Below are 20,377 nucleotides of genomic sequence, written 5' to 3' on the forward strand. Positions count from 1 at the left end.
TTCCACCTCTATTTATGTACTAACAAACTGTGGCCGGTCATTGCTGCCGGTTTGTCCAAACCTAAAATATCCAGCAGGGTGGGCGCAATATCCGCCAGCCCGCCGTTTTCCACCTTCACCTCGGGGCCTTGTCCCACTACCAGGAAGGGCACCGGGTTGGTGGTATGGGCCGTCATGGGGGCGTGGGTAATGGGGTCTTCCATTTCTTCCACGTTGCCATGGTCAGCCGTAATGCACACTGTGCCGTGCTGGCGCAGGATTTCTTCTACCAGACCGCCTACACATTCGTCCACGGCTTCCACTGCGGCTACCGCAGCCTTAAAGGAGCCGGTATGGCCCACCATATCCGGGTTGGCAAAGTTCAAAATCACCAGCTGGTACTTTTCGCTTTCCAGGGCTTCCTTGAGCTTTTCCGTAACCAGATAGGCACTCATTTCCGGCTGCAAATCGTAGGTTGCCACCTTGGGAGAGGGCACGAGAATCCGGTCTTCGCCAGCGAAGGGCTGTTCCCGGCCGCCGTTAAAGAAGAAGGTCACGTGGGCGTACTTCTCGGTTTCGGCTATGTGCAGCTGCTTCAGGCCCGCCTTGGAAACGGTTTCTGCCAGGGTATCGTTGATTTCTTCCGGCGGGAAAGCCACCGGCGCAGCAATGCCCTTTTCGTATTCCGTCATACAGACAAAATGCACCGGATAGGCTTCCTGAGGCCGGGCAAAGGCCGTAAAGTCCGCATCTGTAAAGGCATGGGTCAGTTCCCGGGCCCGGTCCGGGCGGAAGTTGAAGAAAATCACGCTGTCCCCGGCTTTCACCGGAGCAAAGGCTCCCTTCACCTGGAAGGGCACCACAAATTCATCGGTCTTGCCGGCTTCGTAGGAAGCCTTGAGACCTGCGGCGGCACTGTCATAGCTGGGAGCTTCCGTTCCCGTCATAGCAGCGTACACCTTTTCCACCCGTTCCCAGCGTTTATCCCGGTCCATGGCGTAGTACCGACCGGAAACGGTGGCAATACGGCCCAGACCCAGTTCCTGGCAGGCTTTTTCCAGTTGTTCCAGGTACACCCCAGCACTTTGGGGCGGCGTATCCCGGCCGTCCAGGAAAGCGTGGATGCATACCTGCTCCACTCCCTGCTTTTTGGCCATGGTCAAAAGTCCCAGCAGGTGGTCAATATGGCTGTGGACACCGCCGTCACTGAGGAGCCCCATGAGATGCAGGGTCTTCCCAGGTGCCTTGGCCTGCTCCATAGCCTGGAGCAGCACCGGGTTCTTTTCCAGGGAGCCGTCTTTCACCGCCCGGGTAATCCGGGTCAGGCTCTGGTACACAATCCGGCCGGAGCCGATACTCAGATGGCCCACTTCGGAGTTGCCCATCTGGCCGTCAGGGAGCCCCACCGCTTCCCCGGAGCACAGAAGCTCACTATGGGGATACCGGTTGAAATAAAAATCCAAATGGGGCGTCCGGGCACAGAAAGCCGCATTGGTTGGACCGGGCGGAGCAATGCCCCACCCGTCCAGAATCATCAGTACAGCAAGTTTACTACTCATAAGCCGCCTCAAAACGTGTTGGCAATGGCGGAGAAGTCTTTGGCAGACAGGCTGGCGCCGCCTACCAGAACCCCATCGATGCCGTCTTCATGGAAGGCATGGGCATTTTCGCTGGTCACGCTGCCGCCGTACAGAATACGGGTGTAGCGGGCTACGTCCTTGCCAAACTTCTTGGCCACTTCGCTGCGGATCAGTTCGGCAGCCGCTACGGCATCACGCACTTCGGCGCTCTTGCCGGTGCCAATGGCCCAAACCGGTTCGTAGGCAACCAGCAGGCGCTTGGCCTGTTCGTCGGTGAGTACCTGGAGCACGGGCAGCAGCTGGGACAAAATCTTGTCCTTGGTGGAGCCTTTTTCGTGTTCGTCAGCGTCTTCCCCTACGCACAGGATGGGATCCAGGTCGTTGCGATAGGCAGCCAGCACTTTTTTCACAATCAGGTCGTTGGTTTCCCCGAAGAATTTTCTCCGTTCGGAATGGCCTACGATAACGTACTGGGAACCGATTTCGGCAATCATCTTGCCGGAAACGGCACCGGTGTAGGCACCTTCGTCTTCGTAGAACAGGTCTTGGGCGCCGTAGCCCAGGCCTGCGTCGTCCACTACTGCGGCTACGGATTCCAGCGCCGTAAAGGGCGGGAACAGCACCACTTCACATCTGGCTTCTTCCGTGCTGTGGAGCACTTCGTGTGCCAGTTGCAGGGCTTCGTCCACGGTCTTGTTGCATTTCCAGTTGCCAGCCACAATGGGGGTTCTCAGGTCATCCAGGGAAGCCAGGCCCGGCAGGACCTTGCCTTCCAGGTATTCCAGGGAAGCACCGCCGCCCGTGGAAACGTGGCTCATCTTGTCGTCCAGGCCCATTTGTTTTACGGCTGCAGCACTATCGCCGCCGCCTACAATGGTAATCCCTTCGGAAGCAGCCATAGCTTCGGCCACCCGGCGGGTGCCTTCCGCGTAGTTGGGCATTTCGAATACGCCCATAGGACCGTTCCACACAATGGTCTTCATGCCGGCCAGGGTCTTGGCGTACAGCTCAGCCGTTTTGGGGCCGATATCCAGGGCCATGTATTCCGGATTCAGTTTATCCAGGTCTTCTGCTTCGTGTTCTGCGTTATTGTCAAATTTCTCGGCCATAATCAGGTCCACCGGCAGGAGCATTTTGGTGTTTTGGGCTGCTGCTTCGGCCAAAAGGTCCTTGGCAATACCCAGGCTTTCTTTTTCCACCAGGGATTTGCCCAGGTTATAGCCTTGGGCAGCCAGGAAGGTGTTGGCCATGCCGCCGCCAATGAGGATTACGTCAGCCTTTTTGATCAGGCTGCGGATAACCCCGATTTTGTCGGCTACCTTGGCGCCGCCGATGATGGCAGCAAAGGGACGCTGGGGTTTATCCACAGCGTTGCCCAGGTAGGCAATTTCCTTTTCCAGCAGGAAGCCAGCTACAGCCGGCAGATAATGGGTGATGCCTTCTACGGAAGCGTGGGCCCGGTGGGATACGCCAAAGCCGTCGTTGACGTACACATCCCCCAGGGAAGCCAGTTCCTGGGCAAAGCCCAGATCATCTTTTTCTTCTTCCGGATGGAAGCGCAGGTTTTCCAAAAGCAGGATATCCCCGGGCTGCAGCACTTCAGCAGCCTTTTGGGCAACAGGTCCAATGCAGTCCTCGGCAAATTTCACCGGCCGATGGATCATGTTGGACAGGCATTCTGCCACAGGCTTCAGGCTGTATTTGGGGTTTACCTTGCCTTTGGGCCGTCCCAGATGCGCCAGCAGAATGACTGCAGCGCCCTGGTCCAGCAGGTAGTACAGGGTAGGCAGGGAAGCTTCGATACGAATCACATCCGTAATCTCCCCCTGGTCGTTCATGGGGACGTTATAGTCCACCCGCACCAGTGCCTTTTTCCCTTTCAGATCAATATCTTTGACCGTCTTTTTTTCCATGGATGGTTGTACCCGCCTTTCTCTTACAGACCTTTTTTGGCTACGAAGATGGCCAGTTCAACCAAACGGTTGGAATAACCCCATTCGTTGTCGTACCAGGAAACTACTTTGGCGGTCTTGGGACCAACCATCATGGTGGACAGGCCGTCAACAATGGAGCTCAGCGGGCAGCCGCTGTAGTCTTTGGAAACCAGGGGCAGTTCGTTGTAGCCCAGAATGCCCTTCATGGTGGTTTCGGAAGCAACTCTCATGGCTTCGTTGATTTCTTCTTTGGTGGTTTCTTTCTTCAGGTTCACTACCAGGTCGGTCAGGGAAACGTCCGGAGTCGGGACGCGGATGGCCATACCGTTCAGTTTGCCTTTCAGTTCAGGCAGTACCAGGGCGATGGCTTTGGCAGCGCCGGTGGTGGTAGGAATGATGGAGCAGGCGCCGGCACGGGCACGTCTCAGGTCCTTATGGGCAGCGTCCAGAATCTTCTGGTCGTTGGTGTAGGAGTGAACGGTGGTCATCATGCCGTTTTCAATGCCGAAGTTGTCCAGCAGTACTTTGGTGAAAGGAGCCAGGCAGTTGGTGGTGCAGGAAGCATTGGAAATGATGTTATGTTTTGCCGGATCGTATTGGTCTTCGTTAACGCCCAGTACGATGGTGATGTCTTCGTTTTTGGCCGGAGCGGCAATCAGGACTTTCTTGGCGCCGTTGTCCAGATGGGGTTGTACCTGTTCACGGCTCTTGAATTTGCCGGTGGTTTCCAGTACAACATCTACGCCCAGTTCGCCCCAGGGAATTTCTTTGGGGTCGGTGTAATGGGTGAATTTGATGGCTTTGTCGCCAACGTGCATGATGTCGCCGTCAACCCGTACGTCCAGATCAAAGGTACCATGGACGGAATCGTATTTCAGCAGATGGGCATAGGTGTCAATCCCAGAACGGGCGTTGACTGCAACCACTTCTACTTCCGGGTTCTTTACAGCAATGCGCAGAGCGCAGCGACCAATACGACCAAAACCGTTAATACCAACTTTTACCATTTTTCATTCCTCCTAAATGTTATCCAGCTTATGATTGTTTTCCATCTGTAAACAATTGATGATTTCCCGGGCTGCTGCCTCGTCGGTTACCAGGATATCCTGTTTGCCGCTGCGCAGCACGGAAAGGATGGCCGGTCCCTTGGAATGGCCCCCGGCAATGCCCATGACCGTATGAATCTTTTCCAGATCGTTGACCATCAGGCCCAGGGTATCCGTACTATAGACCACCCTGCCATCCAAACTAAAATATTGGCCCAGGGCTTCCCCTACGGCCCCCTCCTCTTTCAGGCGGGCAATGATGCAGGGATCTACGCCCCGCTTTTCGGCCATGACCTGGGCTTGTCCCATGCCATGGACCAGGATGTCAGCACTTTTGATGGTTTCCACCACCTGCTTCACCCCTGCGTCTTCTTCCAGAATCTTGTCCAGCACGTCCTCACTGACGCTGTCGGGAACGTACAGCTGCAGGTACTTGGTTTTCAACCGGCCTGCCAGCACCGTGGCAATGGTATTGGCCTGGAGTTCCATTTTGTCCCCCAGTCCGCCCCGGGCAGGCACTACCGTGCAATGGGGTTCATTGCCGTAGATGTTTTCGGCAAGAGCCGCCATGGTGGTACCCCCGGTAACCGCCACAATATGGGCTTTGTGGTCCCCCAGCAGCCGCAGCAGGATGCCCGCTGCCACCCGGCCAATTTCCCGGGTGCCCACCGGATCCAGGTCTGCATCTCCTGGAATCACCACTGCTTTCTGCAAATGGAGCTTTTCTTCCAGGAGCTGGGCCAGGGACGACAATTTTTGCAGACGGTTCACATAGTCCTGCAATTCCTGCAGCAGGGCAGCGCCTTCTTCTGTAATGCTCATCCCCGTCAGGGAGAAGTCCAAAAGACCTGCCTCCTTGAGAAAATCCACATGGGAGCGCAGGATCCGTTCGCTGATTCCCAGGGTCTTGGCCAAAGTACGCCGCCCTACGGGCTGGTCGTGGCTGATCTGGCGCAGTACCTTGTAGCGCTCAATCAGCAGCTGGACCATTTCCGGAACCAGTTTGTTTTGTAGATTGATTACTTGATCCAAGCTCATTGGTTTCATATCTGTCCCCCGTGGTACTTTTTACGTCCCACCTTCACTGAAAAAAATAAAGTCACATTGCTCCGCCTCTATTATATCATATCCCTTCAGCCTTGCCACTGTTTTTATGGGCGGCACAGGAGTACGCAAGCACGGACAGCCTGCCACAGATTATCATTTTCAGCTTTCGAAAATAAGAATAGTGTCAATTCTTCTTAATTGGCCCCTGTGATAGCCTTCCAAGGAGCAAGCACGGCAGTGCGCGGCTGCTCGCAGAGCACGGCGAACCGTTAAGCAGACAAGTGAAGAAACTTCCTTTGGGGCTGTAAAAAGATTAAACTTCCTCAGTCATCCCTTCGGGATGCCAGCCCCTGAGTGGTTCGCATTATGCCAATCAGCTTCGCTCTCCGAGCTCGCTTCTTGGAATGCTATCACATGGCTCATATTAACCAATAGTCCCTTAAAAAGCTGATGGACTATTGGATATGAGCGCAACGCTTGTAGGGGCCGCTCCTATCCAACAGGTTTCTGTTTCTTACCGATGCTAATGCTACATTCCAGCTGGTGATTGACCGATAGCGGTTTGAATGCCTTCTTCAAGCGTCACGAGCTTAACCAAGGAAGTTTCCCCTTCTCCCCACAACCAAGTCAGCCCGGGAAGCACTGCTCCCCGGGCTGGTCTTTAGCTGATAAGCAAAGCATTTCTACCACACCAGAATCCGGTCCTCCGGATCCAGGTACATGGTATCGCCTTTCTTCACGTGATACGTCCGATAGAATTCATCGAACTGCTGCAAGGTCACATTAATCCGCAGGTACGACAGCGGGTGCACATCGTGATACAGGATGTACTTGATGGCCTGGGGCGTGGCCAGATAGGCCCAGATTTTGGCGTAGGCCCGGAAGAACCGGTCGTAGTCCGCATTGGGTTTCTGGGCCAGAATGGACAGCATAGCCTTCAGTCCCGTCATATCCGCAATGGCTTCCGTCTGAATAAAAGCCCCGTTCAGATGAATCCCGTCAAAGGGCACAATGTTGTCATAATACTCCCGTACCCTCTTAGCCCGATCCTGGAACTTTTCGTAGTCCACCTTGGTCCACCAATTTCTCAGGTTCCCCTTCTCATCAAACTGGGCCCCGTTGGTATCAAAGGCGTGGGTGATTTCGTGCCCAATTACGGCGCCAATACCCCCGTACAGCTCCTCGTCCGCCATACCCGGCACATAGAACGGCGGATTCAGGATACCCACCATGATGTTGATGGAATTGTCCAAAGGATAATAGGAAGCGTTGCACTGGAGGATGTTCTGGTTCCAGTCATCCGGATCCACCTTGGTATCCACCCGGTCAAAGGCCCGTTCCAGGGCAAACAGCTTGCACTTGCGCTGAGCCTCCCAGAAGGAATCCTGGGAAATGTCCAGGGACCCGTAGTCGTAGAACTTATTAGGGTAAGCCGCGTGGATTACCATGTGGTCCAGCTTTCGCAGGGCCATCTGCCGGGTTGCGTCAGACAACCAGGTTTCCTCCTGGAGCATGGTCCGGTAGTAGGAAATAATCTTTTTGCACAGATTCGTAATATCCGCTTTCATTTGGGGCGACGCATAGCTGGCCAGGTACACCTGTTCCAGGGGCTCCAGCAGATCCCGCTTCACTTCCCGCAGGGCCAGCCGTTCGTCCGAAGGCCGGCCAAAGCCAAAGTTCATCTTGTTGAATTCCCAGCCTACATCATCTGCTGCCCGGTCCAGGGATTGCAGCCGGCTCAGTACCAGCCGCACCAGCATATCATTTTTGAACCGATTCAGGTTTCTTTGCGTATACAGCTGGTTAAAACCTCTCAAATACGCCGGATGCTCCACATTGATGACCTTGGCCTTATCCATTCTCCGGGTGACAAAATACGCATGGAGCGGATAATTGGGCACCAGGGCTTCCACCTGAGCTGGGGTCATGGGGTTCCGGTTCATGGCGATAAAGTTCTGGGAAAGCTTGTCCTCGCTGGTATAGACATATTCCGCCAGCTCAGCTTCCAGCTCCAGGGCATCCTTGTACATGGCAACGGCGTCCTTTTGGGTATACCCCAGCCGCTCCATCATCTTGCCAAAAGCCAGCTGGTTGGCCTCATTCCGGCGCCGGCCCACGTCCGTCCGCACGGTAAACTCGGTGGTAAAGCCCAGCAGCGTGTCAAACCCATCCTGAATCCCTACCCCATAGACAGAGGTATCCTCCCATTGGGGCATGACGTAGCTGATAATGTAGTTGGGATAAAGCAGCCCTTCCCGGCTGCTGAGCAGTTTGGACAGTTCGCCCAGGGTCTTGACGTTCTGAATGGCTGCCATTTCCTGTTTCAGGGGCTGCACCCCCAGTTTGTTCCGGGCGTCCCAGTCCAAATATTTATGATACAAAGCCTGGACCAGCTCCGCATTGTGCCCGGTCAGGGACGAATCCTGCAAAAGGCCGTGGAGCTTCTGGTTCATCACTTCTTCCGCATCATCAAAAGCGCCCTTTTCTACTTTGTCGGGCTTGATTTCGCTGGTGAGAATCCATTGCTTGTTGGCGTAAATGCTGTAGTCTTCCCCAGGGGAAGCAGGCGTGTTCGCCGTCACATTACTTTTGGCATTGGAATCCACCCACGGATGCCCGCCCTTGAGATTGATGCCGCTGTCGTTACTGCTGCTGGCCGTGGTGCTAATAGGCTGCACCTGGGGCTTGGGCTCGTCCGGGGACTTCTCTCCGCCGCAAATGCTCAGCTTGTTCGTATGGGTAATAATGGGAACGGGCAGCAGCTCATCCTCCAGGGGCACCTTGGTAATGCCAATATCCAAAACGGGCATAGCCTCAGATTTAAGGGCTGCTTGGGGGAACACGGGGCCCATTCTTACGCAGGGTCCGACGGCCTGAACTTGACCGCCTGGCAGCAAACCTGCCAAAAGAAGCGCCAGCAGAACCTGTACGATTCTTTCTTTTCCTTTCATAAGAATCCCCCCTCTATCCAAACTGTAGAGGAAAACTCCCCTACAGGTATAAAGAAATTGCTGAAAATTCTACTATCCTCTATTGTTATTATAAGCGTTTTCCGGAAATAGTGCAATTTTATAAGTAACATTATGTACGGCAGCGGTTGACTATGTCCTGGAGTGTCATTATTAGAGCAAATTTCTAGGAAATAAGTTCCACCCTTCCGTGCGTATAGAGTGGACATTCATCACCCATTCCAACCAAAAAGAAACCCCTGCAAAAGCCCTTTCAGGCCCTTGCAGAGGTTTTACGTTTTGTTTTATTCCCACTCGCCGAGTTAAATCCATTTCTAAACTTTTTTGTATAGCGGATTTGATTCGTCGTGGTTTTATTTGATACAGATTATCCTTATCCTAAGGTCTATTCGGACTTTTGCTATCAAAAATCTATCTGGGCCATCCTATCATGGGTTTTGCTTGAGCCTGATGAATTGGTGGCTTGGAAGTATTATAACACGATTCCATAAAAAATTCTATCCTAATTTTCCTTTTTTATTGTCTGCACAAGTTTCACCGAAAGAATGTCAGGACAAAGGTCGTTTTGCGCCGTCATTAGAATATCATAAAACACAAAGAGCCACAGCCGATGCCCTTTGTGGGGTGTCGGCTGAGGCTCTTTTTTTTACAGCAGATCGTTCAGAAGATTCATGCACTTGACTTTCTGCTGGAGATTTGCGCTGCCATAGACATTCAGCGTGAAGGAGACATTTTTATGCCCTAAAATCTCCGAAAGCGATTTAATGTCAAACTCCGGTATCTCGATTGCCCGTACTGCGAAAGTGTGCCGGATCTCGTGGAACTTTACCTTTTGCAGCCCATTTCGCTTCAAAAAACGGGAAAAGAACTGTCGGTATGTGCGAGGTTCTGTTGGCTTCGTCTTGCCAGTCAAGAAGTAATGGTTGGGGTTTTCTGTGTAGAACTTCTTGATAATATTCATCAGCAACGACGGTACGGGAATTGTCCGAGCTGATGTTTTGGTCTTTGGCGGTCCTATGTGCAGATAGGACTCGCCCTTTTTCTTGTCATAGATGCGCTGGACGGTTTTGTTGATGCTGATGGTTTTATCCGTCAGCGAGATGTCCTTCATTTGCAAGCCGCAAAGTTCACCGATCCGCACCCCGGTAAACAGTGCAATGAGAATGCCAGCGGTCTTCCTATTCAGGTTCATGTAGATGCACTGAATAAGAGCTTGCTCCTGATCTTTGGATAGCGATACCACTTTCTTGACACCCAGCTCTTTTGGGTACTCTATCAAGTCCCAGTTGAGCAGCGGTATTGCCCTTTCCTTGTAGGCAAACTCCATAGCAAGTCGCAGTACGAGAATCACATCTCGTATGGTCTTCACAGTGAGACCACCGGACTTGTCCAACCGCCCGGATTCGTAGAGATACGATATGTAGCTCTGAATATCCGTCTCGGTGATGCTGCCGATCTTTCGCTTGCCGAAGTAGGGTATTAAGTGGTTTTCGGCAATTAGCGTGAAACTGGCATGAGTTGACGGTGTGATCATTGGCTTCTTCTGATTTAGCCAAGTGTTCAACAGCGTCTTAAATTGTGTATTGTTAGTCATATTGACCACCTCCACGACTATTATCCTGTGGAGGACGAGGATGTGCGGTTCAATCCTCAAGTAACGGTCTCGAAAAGCGTCCGAAACTCCGCTTTCCGGGCTTTGACGAGCCGTATGTGCTGTATCGTATAGGAGACATCTACGCTGAACGCAGTGAGCGTGGGGCGGCTGATATGGAGTTGCTTTCTGTCACAATGAATGGTGGAGTTATGCAGCGTTCCGAAATTGAGGGGAAAGACAACTCAAGCGAAGATAAAAGCAATTACAAGGTCGTTTGCAAGGGTGATATGGTTTATAACTCAATGAGGATGTGGCAAGGCGCAAATGGTGTGTCTCCTTATGACGGCATTGTCAGTCCTGCCTATACTGTTCTCACAGCAAAGCTCCCTATCTGCAATGAGTATTTTGCAGCACTTTTTAAGAACTATAAACTAATCAACGAGTTCAGAAAGAACTCACAGGGTATGACCTCCGACACATGGAATTTGAAATATCCACAGATAAAGACGATCAAGGTGTATTTGCCGAGAGTTACAGAGCAGGAAAAAGTTGCCTCATTACTTGTTACCCTCGATAAAAGAATCGCAGCACAGGCAACGCTTGTCGAACAGCTCAAGAAGTATAAAAGAGGATTGCTTTCATGCTTGCTCGGTGAAAAGTCAACTCCTGGATGGACAACCACAAAACACTTTTTTTCAGAAATCGCCCAAAGGAGAAGCGAGAAATATGATCCCTCTTCTGACATCGAATATCCCTGTGTGGAGTTGGAGAACATCGAACCGGAAACAGGAAAAATCCTTGCCACAGTTCCATCAACAACGCAAAGCAGCATAAAAAATATAGCACTGTCCGGTGACACACTTTTTGGCAAGCTGCGCCCTTATCTTCGTAAATATGCTTTTGCTCAACAGACGATGGTTTGCTCATCGGAGATATGGGCGCTTATTCCGACAGATGTCGTTTTGCCGAAGTTCTTGTTCTACCTTGTTCAAACTGAGCAGTTCCTTCGAGTTGCCAACATCAGCTCAGGTACAAAGATGCCGAGAGCAGAGTGGTCTAATATTGAAAAAGCCGAGTTTTTTATCCCTGATTTTTCTGCTCAGCGTAAGGCGGTCTCTCTTCTTGCGGGGCTGGATCAAAAGATTACCTTTGCGGACTCAGTGCTCTTGTGCTTGAACAAATTGAAGGCATCGCTATTGCAACAGCTCTTTATATAAAGAGCTGTTGCAGCAAAGAGGATTTAACTCTGCATAAAGCATAAAGCATTTTTTGATGTACTTCTATCTTTGCCCCGATAAAGGATAAAGTCGCACCAACTTTCTCCTGCTGGTCAAGTGGAGGAATCCAAATGGGAATTTCCGCAAGATCATCTGCATTGATAGCTGGATACCCTGTACCTGTACTGCGAAGCATCGCTTCACGGGCAAAATAGTCTGACGAAAGTTGCTCGTATATGAATTGAGTGTCCACCTCTGAGCATCGGATTTGTGCATATCCGGTAGATGCAACTGTTGGATATTCAAAAGCCTTTTGGAAATAGTAATTGTTCTTTTGGTAAGGTCGAACCATTTGATAGATTAAATCGCCTTCCTTCAAAAGCCTTTGTGCTCGACTTGGTGCAGAGTTACGAGAAATAAGCTTTTTGCTATGCAAAACCCCCGCCTCTACACACTCTAAGTCAATATATATGAACGCTTCTGGAAGCGATTCTGTTTTTGGATTGATCTGAACTTTGCTCCCTAACGGCTTGACTTCATGCGAGCTGATTCCAGAAATTGTTCTTGACAGATGTGATCGCTTAAAGAAAAATCGGTTTTGTAATCCTCTTTTATACTTCTGTTCAAGTACGCAGAAACGCTTGATTAACGCCAAAATCCCTTGCAATAGCGGATTTACCTCTGCTACTGCAAGGGATTTTTCTATGATGCGGTATTGATTTTGACAGTCTGAATAACCCTCAAGTAACGGTCTCGAAAAGCGCCCGAGGCTGCGCTTCCCGGGCTTTGACGAGCCGTGGGAAATATGTAAGGCAGAGAGCCTGTTCAAGAATATTACCGACAAAAATCACCCTGATGACACCGTTTTGACCATCGTTCAAGGAAAAGGCACTTTACCAAGAGACAAGTCGGGGCGGAATATTCACTATGATAATGCGTCTCTCTCAAACTATAAGAGGGTAGAAAAAGGCGACTATATAATTCATCTTCGTTCCTTTGAGGGCGGACTTGAAATGGCGCATGAGACCGGAATTGTAAGTCCCGCTTATACTATTCTGCGTTGCAGCAAGCCACATTCGAGCCTGTTTTACGAAGCATATTTCCACACTGATGAGTTTATTAACCATGTCCTCTCAAAGGCGGTTGAAGGGATTCGTGATGGGAGGCAGATAAGTTATGATGCTTTCAAGTGGCTTGGAATACCCTACTGTGCGGCTGCTGAACAGGAAAAGATTTCGGCATTATTTGATATGCTAAACCGCAGGATTGAAACGCAGGAGCAAATTGTGAATGCTCTCAAGAAGTATAAAAGAGGACTGCTTCACGAGATATTATGCGAAAAGATTAAGGTTACGAAATCAGCTTGGGATATTCATAAAATTGGCGATTATCTAAGCCCGAAAAACATTAAACAACTTCCGACTCCCGATGCTCCGCTTATGGCTTTCACTGCAACAGGCGGGGTGTGTGATAAGGGAGAACGCTATGATAGGGCATTTCTTGTAAAAGATGCAAGCACAAAGTTGTATAAGCGCACCGATCTTAACGATTTTATATATAGCTCAAACAATCTTGATGTAGGCTCTATTGGGCTTAATTTGTACGGATCTGCGGTTATTTCCGATGTATATGAGATTTTCTCGATTTCCGGTGCTGATCCGTGGTTTATAAGTGAAGCAATTCAACAGAAATCTGTACTACATAGAATACTAAAATATCGCCAAGGATGCCTCTATGGACAGTATCGGATATATGCAGATGATTTTCTTGAGGTTCCAATCCGAGTACCTGATCTCGAAACCCAAAAACAAATTGGCACAATCTTTTCAGGAATAGAATACAGAATCAAGAGTGAGCAGACACTATTGGACTATCTTGAGGATGCTAAAAAAATTTTCTTGCAACAGCTCTTTATATAAAGAGCTGTTGTAGTAAACCTATTCTTACTTTGCAATAACTATTGAGAATCGCTTGTTGTGAGGTAATGTACTTATCAATGCTGCTCATTACGCCGACAAACTGCTCTTGCCTTACTTGATGAGGTACGGGAATCACAAAGTTTCTAATGCGTTCGAGTGCCAACTTCGGCTGTCCGTTTTTAGTTTTCGAGGCTTCAATCTGCGATTGAATTAGATCAGACGAAAGTACATAGTAAAGGTATTCAGGAATGATCCCTCTAAAATTTGTGAAGCGGTCACAGTTTTCAGTCAAATTTACTCCATCTAAGTCAGGAGTAATGATGTTTAGCTTTCCAAGAGTACCAGCAACAGAAATAATAATGTCGCCATTTCTGACTTTATATCGAGAAATTTGCTTTTCGGTGTGGCCTGCAATGTACTGTAAGGTGTCTAAGCACACATATTTTTCGCCCATATCCGATACCGTTATATACCGGTATTCTGTGGGATAGGGAGCAAAAGTCTCTCCTTTTGGAATGCGCTTTCCGCTCAGAACATCGCATACTTCATCTATTCTTCGATTTACTGTATCACGCAAAAGTGAGTGGCTGCATTTTTCAGAAAACACAGTTCTAAGCAATCCTCTTTTATACTTCTTGAGGTTGTCTACTAACGACTGCTGTGCGTCGATCCTGCGCTCTAAAGCAATTATGAAATCGGCAATTTTCCGCTGCTCATTAAGGTTCTGCGGCAGATAGTGTTTGGTCTCAAAGAACTCGTCTGTTGGAATATTGAGTAAGCCGTGATTTCGGGCACCTTCCGCTGAAATCATATAGATTTCCCTGTACCATTTGAGTGAATCAAAATAAGCCTTGATAAAATCGCTATCATGCTTTTTAAGGGCAAAACAAATGTAGAGTGTCGATAAAGCACCCATCGGGTAGCGATCCAAGCGCTTAATAGAGCCGAAGTCATATCCCACGGAGTAGCTTTTGTTGTATGCGTACTCCCCATTAAGAAGCAGGTAGTACCCGCTCATATCTTTGCTGGCCACTGTCTTATTAAAATAACTCACCTGATCTACTAAGCCGTCTTTTGATGAGATTGTAAGCGGCAGGTCAGTTTGATTCTGGCTATTCTTTCGTGTTACACGGTCAACAAAGTCGGATAACCTTTCAGCTCTCCACGGCTCGTCAAAGTCCGGGAAGCGTAGCTTTGGGCGCTTTTCGAGACCGTTACTTGAGGATACATTTGCCATAATTATTTGCCCTCCACTTCAAACGGGAAATCAAGTCCCAGTTCGTCAAAAAACGGTTTCAGCTCTGCATCAATCTCCTTAATTTCACTTTGCAGCTTGCGGATTTCCGCAGCTACTTCGTTCAGGTCAATTTCTTCTTCCGGCTCAAAGGTATCAACATATCGGGGAATATTGAGGTTGAAACCGTTCTCTTCAATCTCCTGCATGGTTGCAACATGAGCATACTTGTCCACATCTTCACGGCGCTCATAGGTCTCGACGATCTTATCAATATCGCACTCACGGAGAATATTCTGGTTCTTGCCAGCTTCAAAATCATTGGAAGCATCAATGAACAGAATGTTGTCGGAATTGCCGTTGCGTTCTCTCTTGAGGACAAGGACACACACCGGAATGCCTGTGCCGAAGAAGAGATTGGCAGGGAGACCAATCACGGCATCCAGCACATTCAACTTCTGGATAAGGTGTTTACGGATCACTTCTTCCGCTGCACCACGGAACAGAACGCCATGAGGAAGCAGCACAACAGCTCGTCCGTCCTCATCCATGTGATGTACCATGTGCTGCACAAAAGCAAAGTCAGCCTTGCTCTTCGGGGCAAGCTTGCCGTATTCGTTGAACCGGGGATCTTCCATGAAACTCAAATCGCCAGACCACTTTGCGGAATACGGAGGATTGGCAACCTGTACACGGAACTTCATGTCACCGAAGTAGTCATGCTCCAAAGTGTCCCCGTTGTAGATATTGAAATTGCGGTAAGGAATGCCACGAAGGATCATATTCATTCGGGCAAGGTTATAGGTGGTGGAAGTAAGCTCCTGACCATAGTAGTTGCGCACATTTGCATAGTTTTTGAGGCGCAGCAGAAGAGAGCCAGAGCCGCAAGTGGGATCGGCTGCGTCCTTGACATCCGTTAGTCCAAGACAAGCCAGACGGCACAGCAGCTCGGCAGGACCTGAAGGAGTGTAGAACTCGCCAGCCTTCTTACCGGCTGTTGCAGCGAATTGACCGATCAGATACTCATAGGCATTGCCAAGAACATCAATCTTTGTGTCTTCTACTCCGAAGTTGATTTCGTCCAGAGAGGCAATGATTTTTGCCATGACAGCACTTCTATCTTTGACGGTATGCCCCAGTTTCGTAGAGTCGAGTTGCATATCAGAGAACAGCCCGTCGAAGTCCTCTTGAGAATCGTTGCCAAGAGTAGACTCCATAAGGGCGTTAATTGCTTTCTGCAAAAACTCAATGTCGAAGGAACGGTTTTCAACCATCTTGACCATCTTGCGGAACAGGAATTGCGGTTCAATGATAAAGCCCAGATCACGCAGAGCCTCTTCTACAACGGCTTCCTTGTATTCCTCATCAGCCCATGCATCTTCATAGCTGATGCCATCGTCTTTCAGAAGATTCGCCATGTACTTTTCTGTACGGTCAGACAGATAGTAGTAGAAAATCATGCCCAAGATGTAGTTCTTAAACTCATACGCCTCCATATTACCCCGGAGTGCGTTTGCCATCGCCCAAAGCTTATTGCAAAGCTCTTTCTGGTGCGCCTGAATACTGTTGTCCATTTTACATTCTCCTTATTGAAATTTTTCGGTGTGCTGCCGGATAAAGTCTACAATTCTGTTCACCAAAGAGCGTTTTTTCAGCAGCGGCATTGGTTTTTCGATACGGTCACGGATGTTACCGGCATCCATTGTGCCGGAAAACTCATATTCTGAGATGAAGTCGGTCAGCATGGTAGGATCAATTTCTTCTGTATGAGCAAAGGCGACAATTTCTTCACGCTTTGCCTCATTTTCAAAGTCATTGTAGGCAGCGTCAATTTCATCTGCGCTTTCCAGCCCCACAACAACACGCTCCAAAAAGGCTTGCAGAATCTCCACCTTGCGGAGCAACTGCGGATTATCAGTTCTTCCCAGTTCTTCCTTGATATGCTTAATATCATAATCCTTCTGTTTGGCATCATCGAAGTGAATGTTGCGGATAAGGTTCATGATATAAGCAACATTGATTCGGTCACTTTCCATCAGCTCAATGCAGAAATCCACATCGTTCAGGACGGAAACAACTTCACGATCTTTCTTTTGCTTTGCGTAAAGCATCAGATACTTGCTCTTATAGTCCTGATATTCCTGCTCGTTCATGATGAGAGAGTCTTGGTCGAAGCTGAACTCAATAAAGGTTTGAAGTGATTGCAAATACTTGGTCAGCTCACGGAATGTCTCAACGAAAAGCTTCTGGTCATCCTCGTTCTGCATGGTGTCAATATCCTCTGGAGTCTTCGCTATTTCTTTTAAACGGGTAACCATTTCATTGTACTTCTCGACGAAATAGGGATAGTCGGGAACAACAATACCAGAAGTATCATGGCTCTGAGAAAATAGGGTAAGAGCGTCATCTGTCCTCTTTTTCAGATTACGGTAGCAGATGATAATACCAAAGGGTTTCGTTTCCTTTTCAACACGGTTGGTTCGTGAGTAGGCTTGCAGTAGGTCGTGATATTTCAAATCTTTGTCCACATAGAGGACGGACAACTGCTTGCTGTCAAAGCCGGTCAGGAACATATTTACTACAAGAAGGATGTCAAGGGACTTGGTTTTCTTTCCCTTTACACGGTCTGAAATATCCTTGTGATAGGCTGAGAAGGTGTCCGTCGAGAAATTGGTGCTGTACATCTCGTTATAGTCTTTGATGATCCGTTCCAGAGCGTCCCGACTATGCTCATCTTTACCTTCTGCTTCTTCGTTCTGACCATAGGAGAAGATACCGCTGATGTTCAGGTCATGATTGATCTTCTTGAAGATGTCATAGTATTTGACCAGAGCTTCAATCGAAGAGACAGCAAAGATGGCTGTGTATTGACCATTTCTTGTCTTCGCTTTATGGTTTTGGACAATGTGGTTTGCGATCATCGACATCCGTTCCTCGGACATATAGAGTTCGCCTACATCAATCCCATCTGCCATTGTGGGATCGTCCCAGTCGAAATCACCCTCCATCGTCTTGATGTACTCAATATGGAAGCCAAGAACATTGTTGTCGAAGATAGCATCCTTGATGAGATAGTTATGTACGCATTCTCCAAAGAGCATTTCTGTGGTCTGTGTGATTTTTCCCTCCGTCTTTCCGTTGACCTCAAAACGAGGTGTGCCGGTAAATCCGAAGAATTGTGCCTTCTGGAAATGCCGAACAATGTCCTTGTGCATATCACCAAACTGACTACGGTGACACTCGTCAATAATGAAGACAACTTTCTCGTCCTTATAGGCATCCATAACCTTTGCATATTGAGGACGCTTCACAGCGTTCGCCATCTTCTGCATCGTTGTGACGATGAGCTGTCGGTTTTTGTCCTGCATCTGTTTTACAAGGACATCAGTTCTATCAGTAGCATCAACAGAACCGGCTTCAAATTTGTTGAACTCTTCTGTAGTTTGGGAGTCCAAGTCCTTCCGGTCTACAAGAAAGATGACCTTTTTGATATTGGGGTTGGCTGCGAGGATTTGTGCTGTCTTAAAGGAAGTCAGCGTCTTTCCTGCGCCGGTTGTATGCCAAACATAGGCGTTGCGATTTGTGAGGGTTGCTTGCCGCACAAGAGCCTCTACCGCATACACCTGATAGGGACGCATCACCATGAGCAGCTTGTCTGTGTCATTCAAAATGGTGTATCTCGTCAGCATTTTGATGATATGATCTCTGGCAAGGAAGGAGATAGAAAACTCTTTCAGATTGGTGATACGCACATTGTTGAAGTCCGTCCAGAAGAAGGCAAGACTGTGAAGCATATCTCTGTCGGAGTTGGCAAAGTATTTTGTATCAACGCCATTGGACACAACGAAAAGCTGAATGAAGTGGTACAGTCCGTTGTAGGAATGTTTTTTATAGCGCATCACTTGGTTGACGGCTTCTCGAATATCTATGCCACGCCGCTTCAACTCCACTTGAATGAGAGGAAGACCATTGACGAGTATTGTCACATCATAGCGATTGACATACTTGCCGACAACAGTTGTCTGATTTGTCACCTGAAAAATGTTCTTTGTGTGGTCGGCATCGAAGAAAGAGAGGTACACCTTCGTCCCGTCCTCACGTTCCAACACGAACTTATCTCGAAGGATCTTTGCGCTCTGGAAAACAGATTTTCCGAGCATGATATTCATTACACGCTCCCATTCTTTGTCGGTCAAGGGGCGGTCAAGCTTCGCTGAATTAAAGGTTTCAAATTGAGCTTTGAAGTTTTCTACCAGTGCGTCATAGTCTGGTATAGAGACGCTGGTGTAGCCCTGCTTATTGAGCTGTTCTATGAACTGCTGTTCAAGGGCTGCTTCACTTTGGTATGCCATATCTTCATCTCCTATACTTGAGGATTTTTTATAAAAAAGATTGCTTTTTAAGAAAGCCCGTTTTTTATTTTCAGACTTATTCGTCAACAAATTCCATGATGTCATCTATTGTGCAATTTAATGCCATGCAGATTTTTCCTAAGACATCCGTAGTTACATTGTCGCCATGATTTAATTTATTGATGGTATAATGACTAATCCCGGCGGCCTTTTCTAAATCTCTTTTTTTCATATCTTGATCAATCAGTATTTTCCAAAGCTTTTTGTAGCTTACCTTCATTCCTATGCCTCCATTCAAGGAAAATCACAACTACTCACAGTATAGCATTGTTTTGTCAAAAACTCAAACATTGTGTTTGTTATCGCTGTAATATAATTCGAAAAAGTGACTGCGTATTCAAAAATAAATTTCCCCTGACCAAACTCGGCTCATCTAATGATAAGTTTGCTTATTGCTCCGATACACATGAAAATCTATATAGTTCACAGTGTTGATTTCCCTACGGTGCAGTCGATGGAAATCAGTGTCTCATCATCCAGGCGCAGCTCCACACAGGCTGTGTCCGGGTTGAACTCACAGGACAAAATCTTTCTCATAGTCGTTACCTCCTAATGCTTAAATTTCGGTTGATTTTCCGCAGCGGCACAAGGACTGTTTCGTTAATTTTAGAATCTGGCAAGCAATGCGTGTGGCTATCCACACACAAATCCGGCAAGCAATGCGAGTGTTAATACACACTCACATTTCCTGCCGTCTGCTTGTTGAGGGCAGCGCCCCCAAGCCCCCTTGAACACAGAATTTCATTCTGTGGCTGCGCGTTCTGCGAACGCTTTCAAAGGGTACGCCAAAGCGCCGTTCCCTTTCAGATGCCCTGGAACAAATCGTTCCACCCTTATTGCCTGATGGCTCCGTAAAACACAGTAGCCCTCGCTTGATGTGTGGGCAAAATGCCTACCTATCGTTCTCTTTTACTCCGCATCCTGTGTTCTGTTTTTTTGCATGGTGTGTCGTGAAACACGACATCCTATGGTGATTTTGGGGTACCCTAAAATGGGGCACCCTTTGGGATAATGGGGTGGCAAAACACCACCTCATCCGAGATACTTTTTAGCGGAATTTCTTTGCCCAAACTGCCGTCAGCCATTCCTTTTGCCAGAAAAAAACAGGAGCGTGACACGCTCCTGTCCTTACAAACATAGAGAAAACTTTTATGCTAATCTCATCAATGAAATTAGTCTAAACGGAAACTTATCTTACCACCGAAAATCCGGGAACACTCCATGCTTGTCCAGATACTCCTGCCGAGCCTGCTCCCGCTCTTCTTCGGTGGGCGCAGTCTTATATTTTGCATACAGTTCATGCCGCACCATCGCATCCAACTTTTGCTCCAACCCCTGATGAATTTCCTCCGCATAATCATCGTCATAGGCCAGATGATACTCCACCAAAGCTACAAAAAGGTCATAGGGGATTTGTACACTTTTCATATTCATTTCCTTTCCGCG

At 48.6% G+C, this 20,377-nt stretch carries 15 protein-coding genes; 2 read left to right on the plus strand and 13 right to left on the minus strand.

What is annotated here, in order from left to right:
- Window positions 1–8: 8 nt before the first annotated feature.
- The 6 genes from gpmI to LKE88_RS04075 form a co-directional block, all read right to left on the minus strand.
- On the minus strand, window positions 9–1,538 hold the full coding sequence (gene gpmI / locus LKE88_RS04050; RefSeq protein WP_105327346.1) for a 2,3-bisphosphoglycerate-independent phosphoglycerate mutase: 1,530 nt from the start codon (window positions 1,536–1,538) through the stop codon (window positions 9–11).
- An 8-nt stretch (window positions 1,539–1,546) separates the two neighbouring features.
- Window positions 1,547–3,472, minus strand: a complete 1,926-nt coding sequence (tpiA, locus tag LKE88_RS04055; RefSeq protein ID WP_231086170.1) for a triose-phosphate isomerase — start codon at window positions 3,470–3,472, stop codon at window positions 1,547–1,549.
- A 23-nt stretch (window positions 3,473–3,495) separates the two neighbouring features.
- Window positions 3,496–4,500: a type I glyceraldehyde-3-phosphate dehydrogenase gene (gene gap / locus LKE88_RS04060; protein ID WP_105327344.1), complete on the minus strand. Its 1,005-nt coding sequence runs from the start codon at window positions 4,498–4,500 to the stop codon at window positions 3,496–3,498.
- A gap of 12 nt (window positions 4,501–4,512) precedes the next feature.
- On the minus strand, window positions 4,513–5,586 hold the full coding sequence (locus tag LKE88_RS04065) for a sugar-binding transcriptional regulator (protein WP_105327343.1): 1,074 nt from the start codon (window positions 5,584–5,586) through the stop codon (window positions 4,513–4,515).
- Window positions 5,587–6,269: 683 nt separating this feature from the next.
- Entirely contained in the window at window positions 6,270–8,537 is a 2,268-nt protein-coding gene (locus LKE88_RS04070) for a M13 family metallopeptidase (RefSeq protein ID WP_118286921.1), read from the minus strand.
- A gap of 664 nt (window positions 8,538–9,201) precedes the next feature.
- The gene (locus LKE88_RS04075; RefSeq protein WP_231086172.1) at window positions 9,202–10,149 is read right to left on the minus strand and encodes a tyrosine-type recombinase/integrase; all 948 of its coding nucleotides are present in this window, start codon (window positions 10,147–10,149) and stop codon (window positions 9,202–9,204) included.
- A gap of 116 nt (window positions 10,150–10,265) precedes the next feature.
- On the opposite strand from LKE88_RS04075, the gene LKE88_RS04080 reads away from it, so the two are divergent.
- Window positions 10,266–11,366 carry a restriction endonuclease subunit S gene (locus LKE88_RS04080; RefSeq protein ID WP_276802819.1) on the plus strand — a complete coding sequence of 367 codons (1,101 nt, stop codon included), beginning with the start codon at window positions 10,266–10,268 and terminating at the stop codon, window positions 11,364–11,366.
- On the opposite strand, the gene LKE88_RS04085 is transcribed toward LKE88_RS04080, so the two are convergent.
- On the minus strand, window positions 11,359–12,021 hold the full coding sequence (locus LKE88_RS04085; RefSeq protein WP_276802820.1) for a restriction endonuclease subunit S: 663 nt from the start codon (window positions 12,019–12,021) through the stop codon (window positions 11,359–11,361). The two genes, LKE88_RS04080 and LKE88_RS04085, sit on opposite strands and share 8 nt — an antisense overlap.
- Before the next feature lie 211 nt (window positions 12,022–12,232).
- Here LKE88_RS04085 and LKE88_RS04090 point away from each other — a divergent pair, with 211 nt between their 5' ends.
- On the plus strand, window positions 12,233–13,285 hold the full coding sequence (locus LKE88_RS04090) for a restriction endonuclease subunit S domain-containing protein (RefSeq protein ID WP_231086184.1): 1,053 nt from the start codon (window positions 12,233–12,235) through the stop codon (window positions 13,283–13,285).
- Here the strand turns inward: LKE88_RS04090 and LKE88_RS04095 are convergent.
- From LKE88_RS04095 to LKE88_RS04120, 6 genes are all read right to left on the minus strand, one after another.
- On the minus strand, window positions 13,278–14,522 hold the full coding sequence (locus LKE88_RS04095) for a restriction endonuclease subunit S (RefSeq protein WP_276802821.1): 1,245 nt from the start codon (window positions 14,520–14,522) through the stop codon (window positions 13,278–13,280). The genes LKE88_RS04090 and LKE88_RS04095 overlap by 8 nt on opposite strands.
- Before the next feature lie 2 nt (window positions 14,523–14,524).
- Window positions 14,525–16,093, minus strand: a complete 1,569-nt coding sequence (locus tag LKE88_RS04100; RefSeq protein ID WP_231086604.1) for a type I restriction-modification system subunit M — start codon at window positions 16,091–16,093, stop codon at window positions 14,525–14,527.
- A gap of 12 nt (window positions 16,094–16,105) precedes the next feature.
- Window positions 16,106–18,871, minus strand: a complete 2,766-nt coding sequence (locus LKE88_RS04105) for a type I restriction endonuclease subunit R (protein WP_231086603.1) — start codon at window positions 18,869–18,871, stop codon at window positions 16,106–16,108.
- A 76-nt stretch (window positions 18,872–18,947) separates the two neighbouring features.
- Window positions 18,948–19,151: a helix-turn-helix domain-containing protein gene (locus LKE88_RS04110; RefSeq protein ID WP_007490746.1), complete on the minus strand. Its 204-nt coding sequence runs from the start codon at window positions 19,149–19,151 to the stop codon at window positions 18,948–18,950.
- Window positions 19,152–19,354: 203 nt separating this feature from the next.
- Complete coding sequence (locus LKE88_RS04115; RefSeq protein WP_231086601.1) at window positions 19,355–19,468, minus strand: DUF6061 family protein; 114 nt, start codon at window positions 19,466–19,468, stop codon at window positions 19,355–19,357.
- Window positions 19,469–20,125: 657 nt separating this feature from the next.
- Window positions 20,126–20,359, minus strand: coding sequence for a complexin-2 (locus tag LKE88_RS04120; RefSeq protein ID WP_231086600.1), 234 nt, complete (start codon window positions 20,357–20,359; stop codon window positions 20,126–20,128).
- Between the last annotated feature and the right edge of the window lie 18 nt (window positions 20,360–20,377).

The sequence above is a fragment of the Acidaminococcus hominis genome (assembly GCF_022484025.1).
GTDB lineage: Bacteria > Bacillota > Negativicutes > Acidaminococcales > Acidaminococcaceae > Acidaminococcus > Acidaminococcus hominis.

Coding starts and splice junctions, on each gene's coding strand:
- gpmI (WP_105327346.1), bottom strand. CDS start 1,538: ATGAGTAGTAAACTTGCTGTACTGATGATTCTGGACGGGTGGGGCATT.
- tpiA (WP_231086170.1), bottom strand. CDS start 3,472: ATGGAAAAAAAGACGGTCAAAGATATTGATCTGAAAGGGAAAAAGGCA.
- gap (WP_105327344.1), bottom strand. CDS start 4,500: ATGGTAAAAGTTGGTATTAACGGTTTTGGTCGTATTGGTCGCTGCGCT.
- LKE88_RS04065 (WP_105327343.1), bottom strand. CDS start 5,586: ATGAAACCAATGAGCTTGGATCAAGTAATCAATCTACAAAACAAACTG.
- LKE88_RS04070 (WP_118286921.1), bottom strand. CDS start 8,537: ATGAAAGGAAAAGAAAGAATCGTACAGGTTCTGCTGGCGCTTCTTTTG.
- LKE88_RS04075 (WP_231086172.1), bottom strand. CDS start 10,149: ATGACTAACAATACACAATTTAAGACGCTGTTGAACACTTGGCTAAAT.
- LKE88_RS04095 (WP_276802821.1), bottom strand. CDS start 14,522: ATGGCAAATGTATCCTCAAGTAACGGTCTCGAAAAGCGCCCAAAGCTA.
- LKE88_RS04100 (WP_231086604.1), bottom strand. CDS start 16,093: ATGGACAACAGTATTCAGGCGCACCAGAAAGAGCTTTGCAATAAGCTT.
- LKE88_RS04105 (WP_231086603.1), bottom strand. CDS start 18,871: ATGGCATACCAAAGTGAAGCAGCCCTTGAACAGCAGTTCATAGAACAG.
- LKE88_RS04110 (WP_007490746.1), bottom strand. CDS start 19,151: ATGAAGGTAAGCTACAAAAAGCTTTGGAAAATACTGATTGATCAAGAT.
- LKE88_RS04115 (WP_231086601.1), bottom strand. CDS start 19,468: ATGAGAAAGATTTTGTCCTGTGAGTTCAACCCGGACACAGCCTGTGTG.
- LKE88_RS04120 (WP_231086600.1), bottom strand. CDS start 20,359: ATGAAAAGTGTACAAATCCCCTATGACCTTTTTGTAGCTTTGGTGGAG.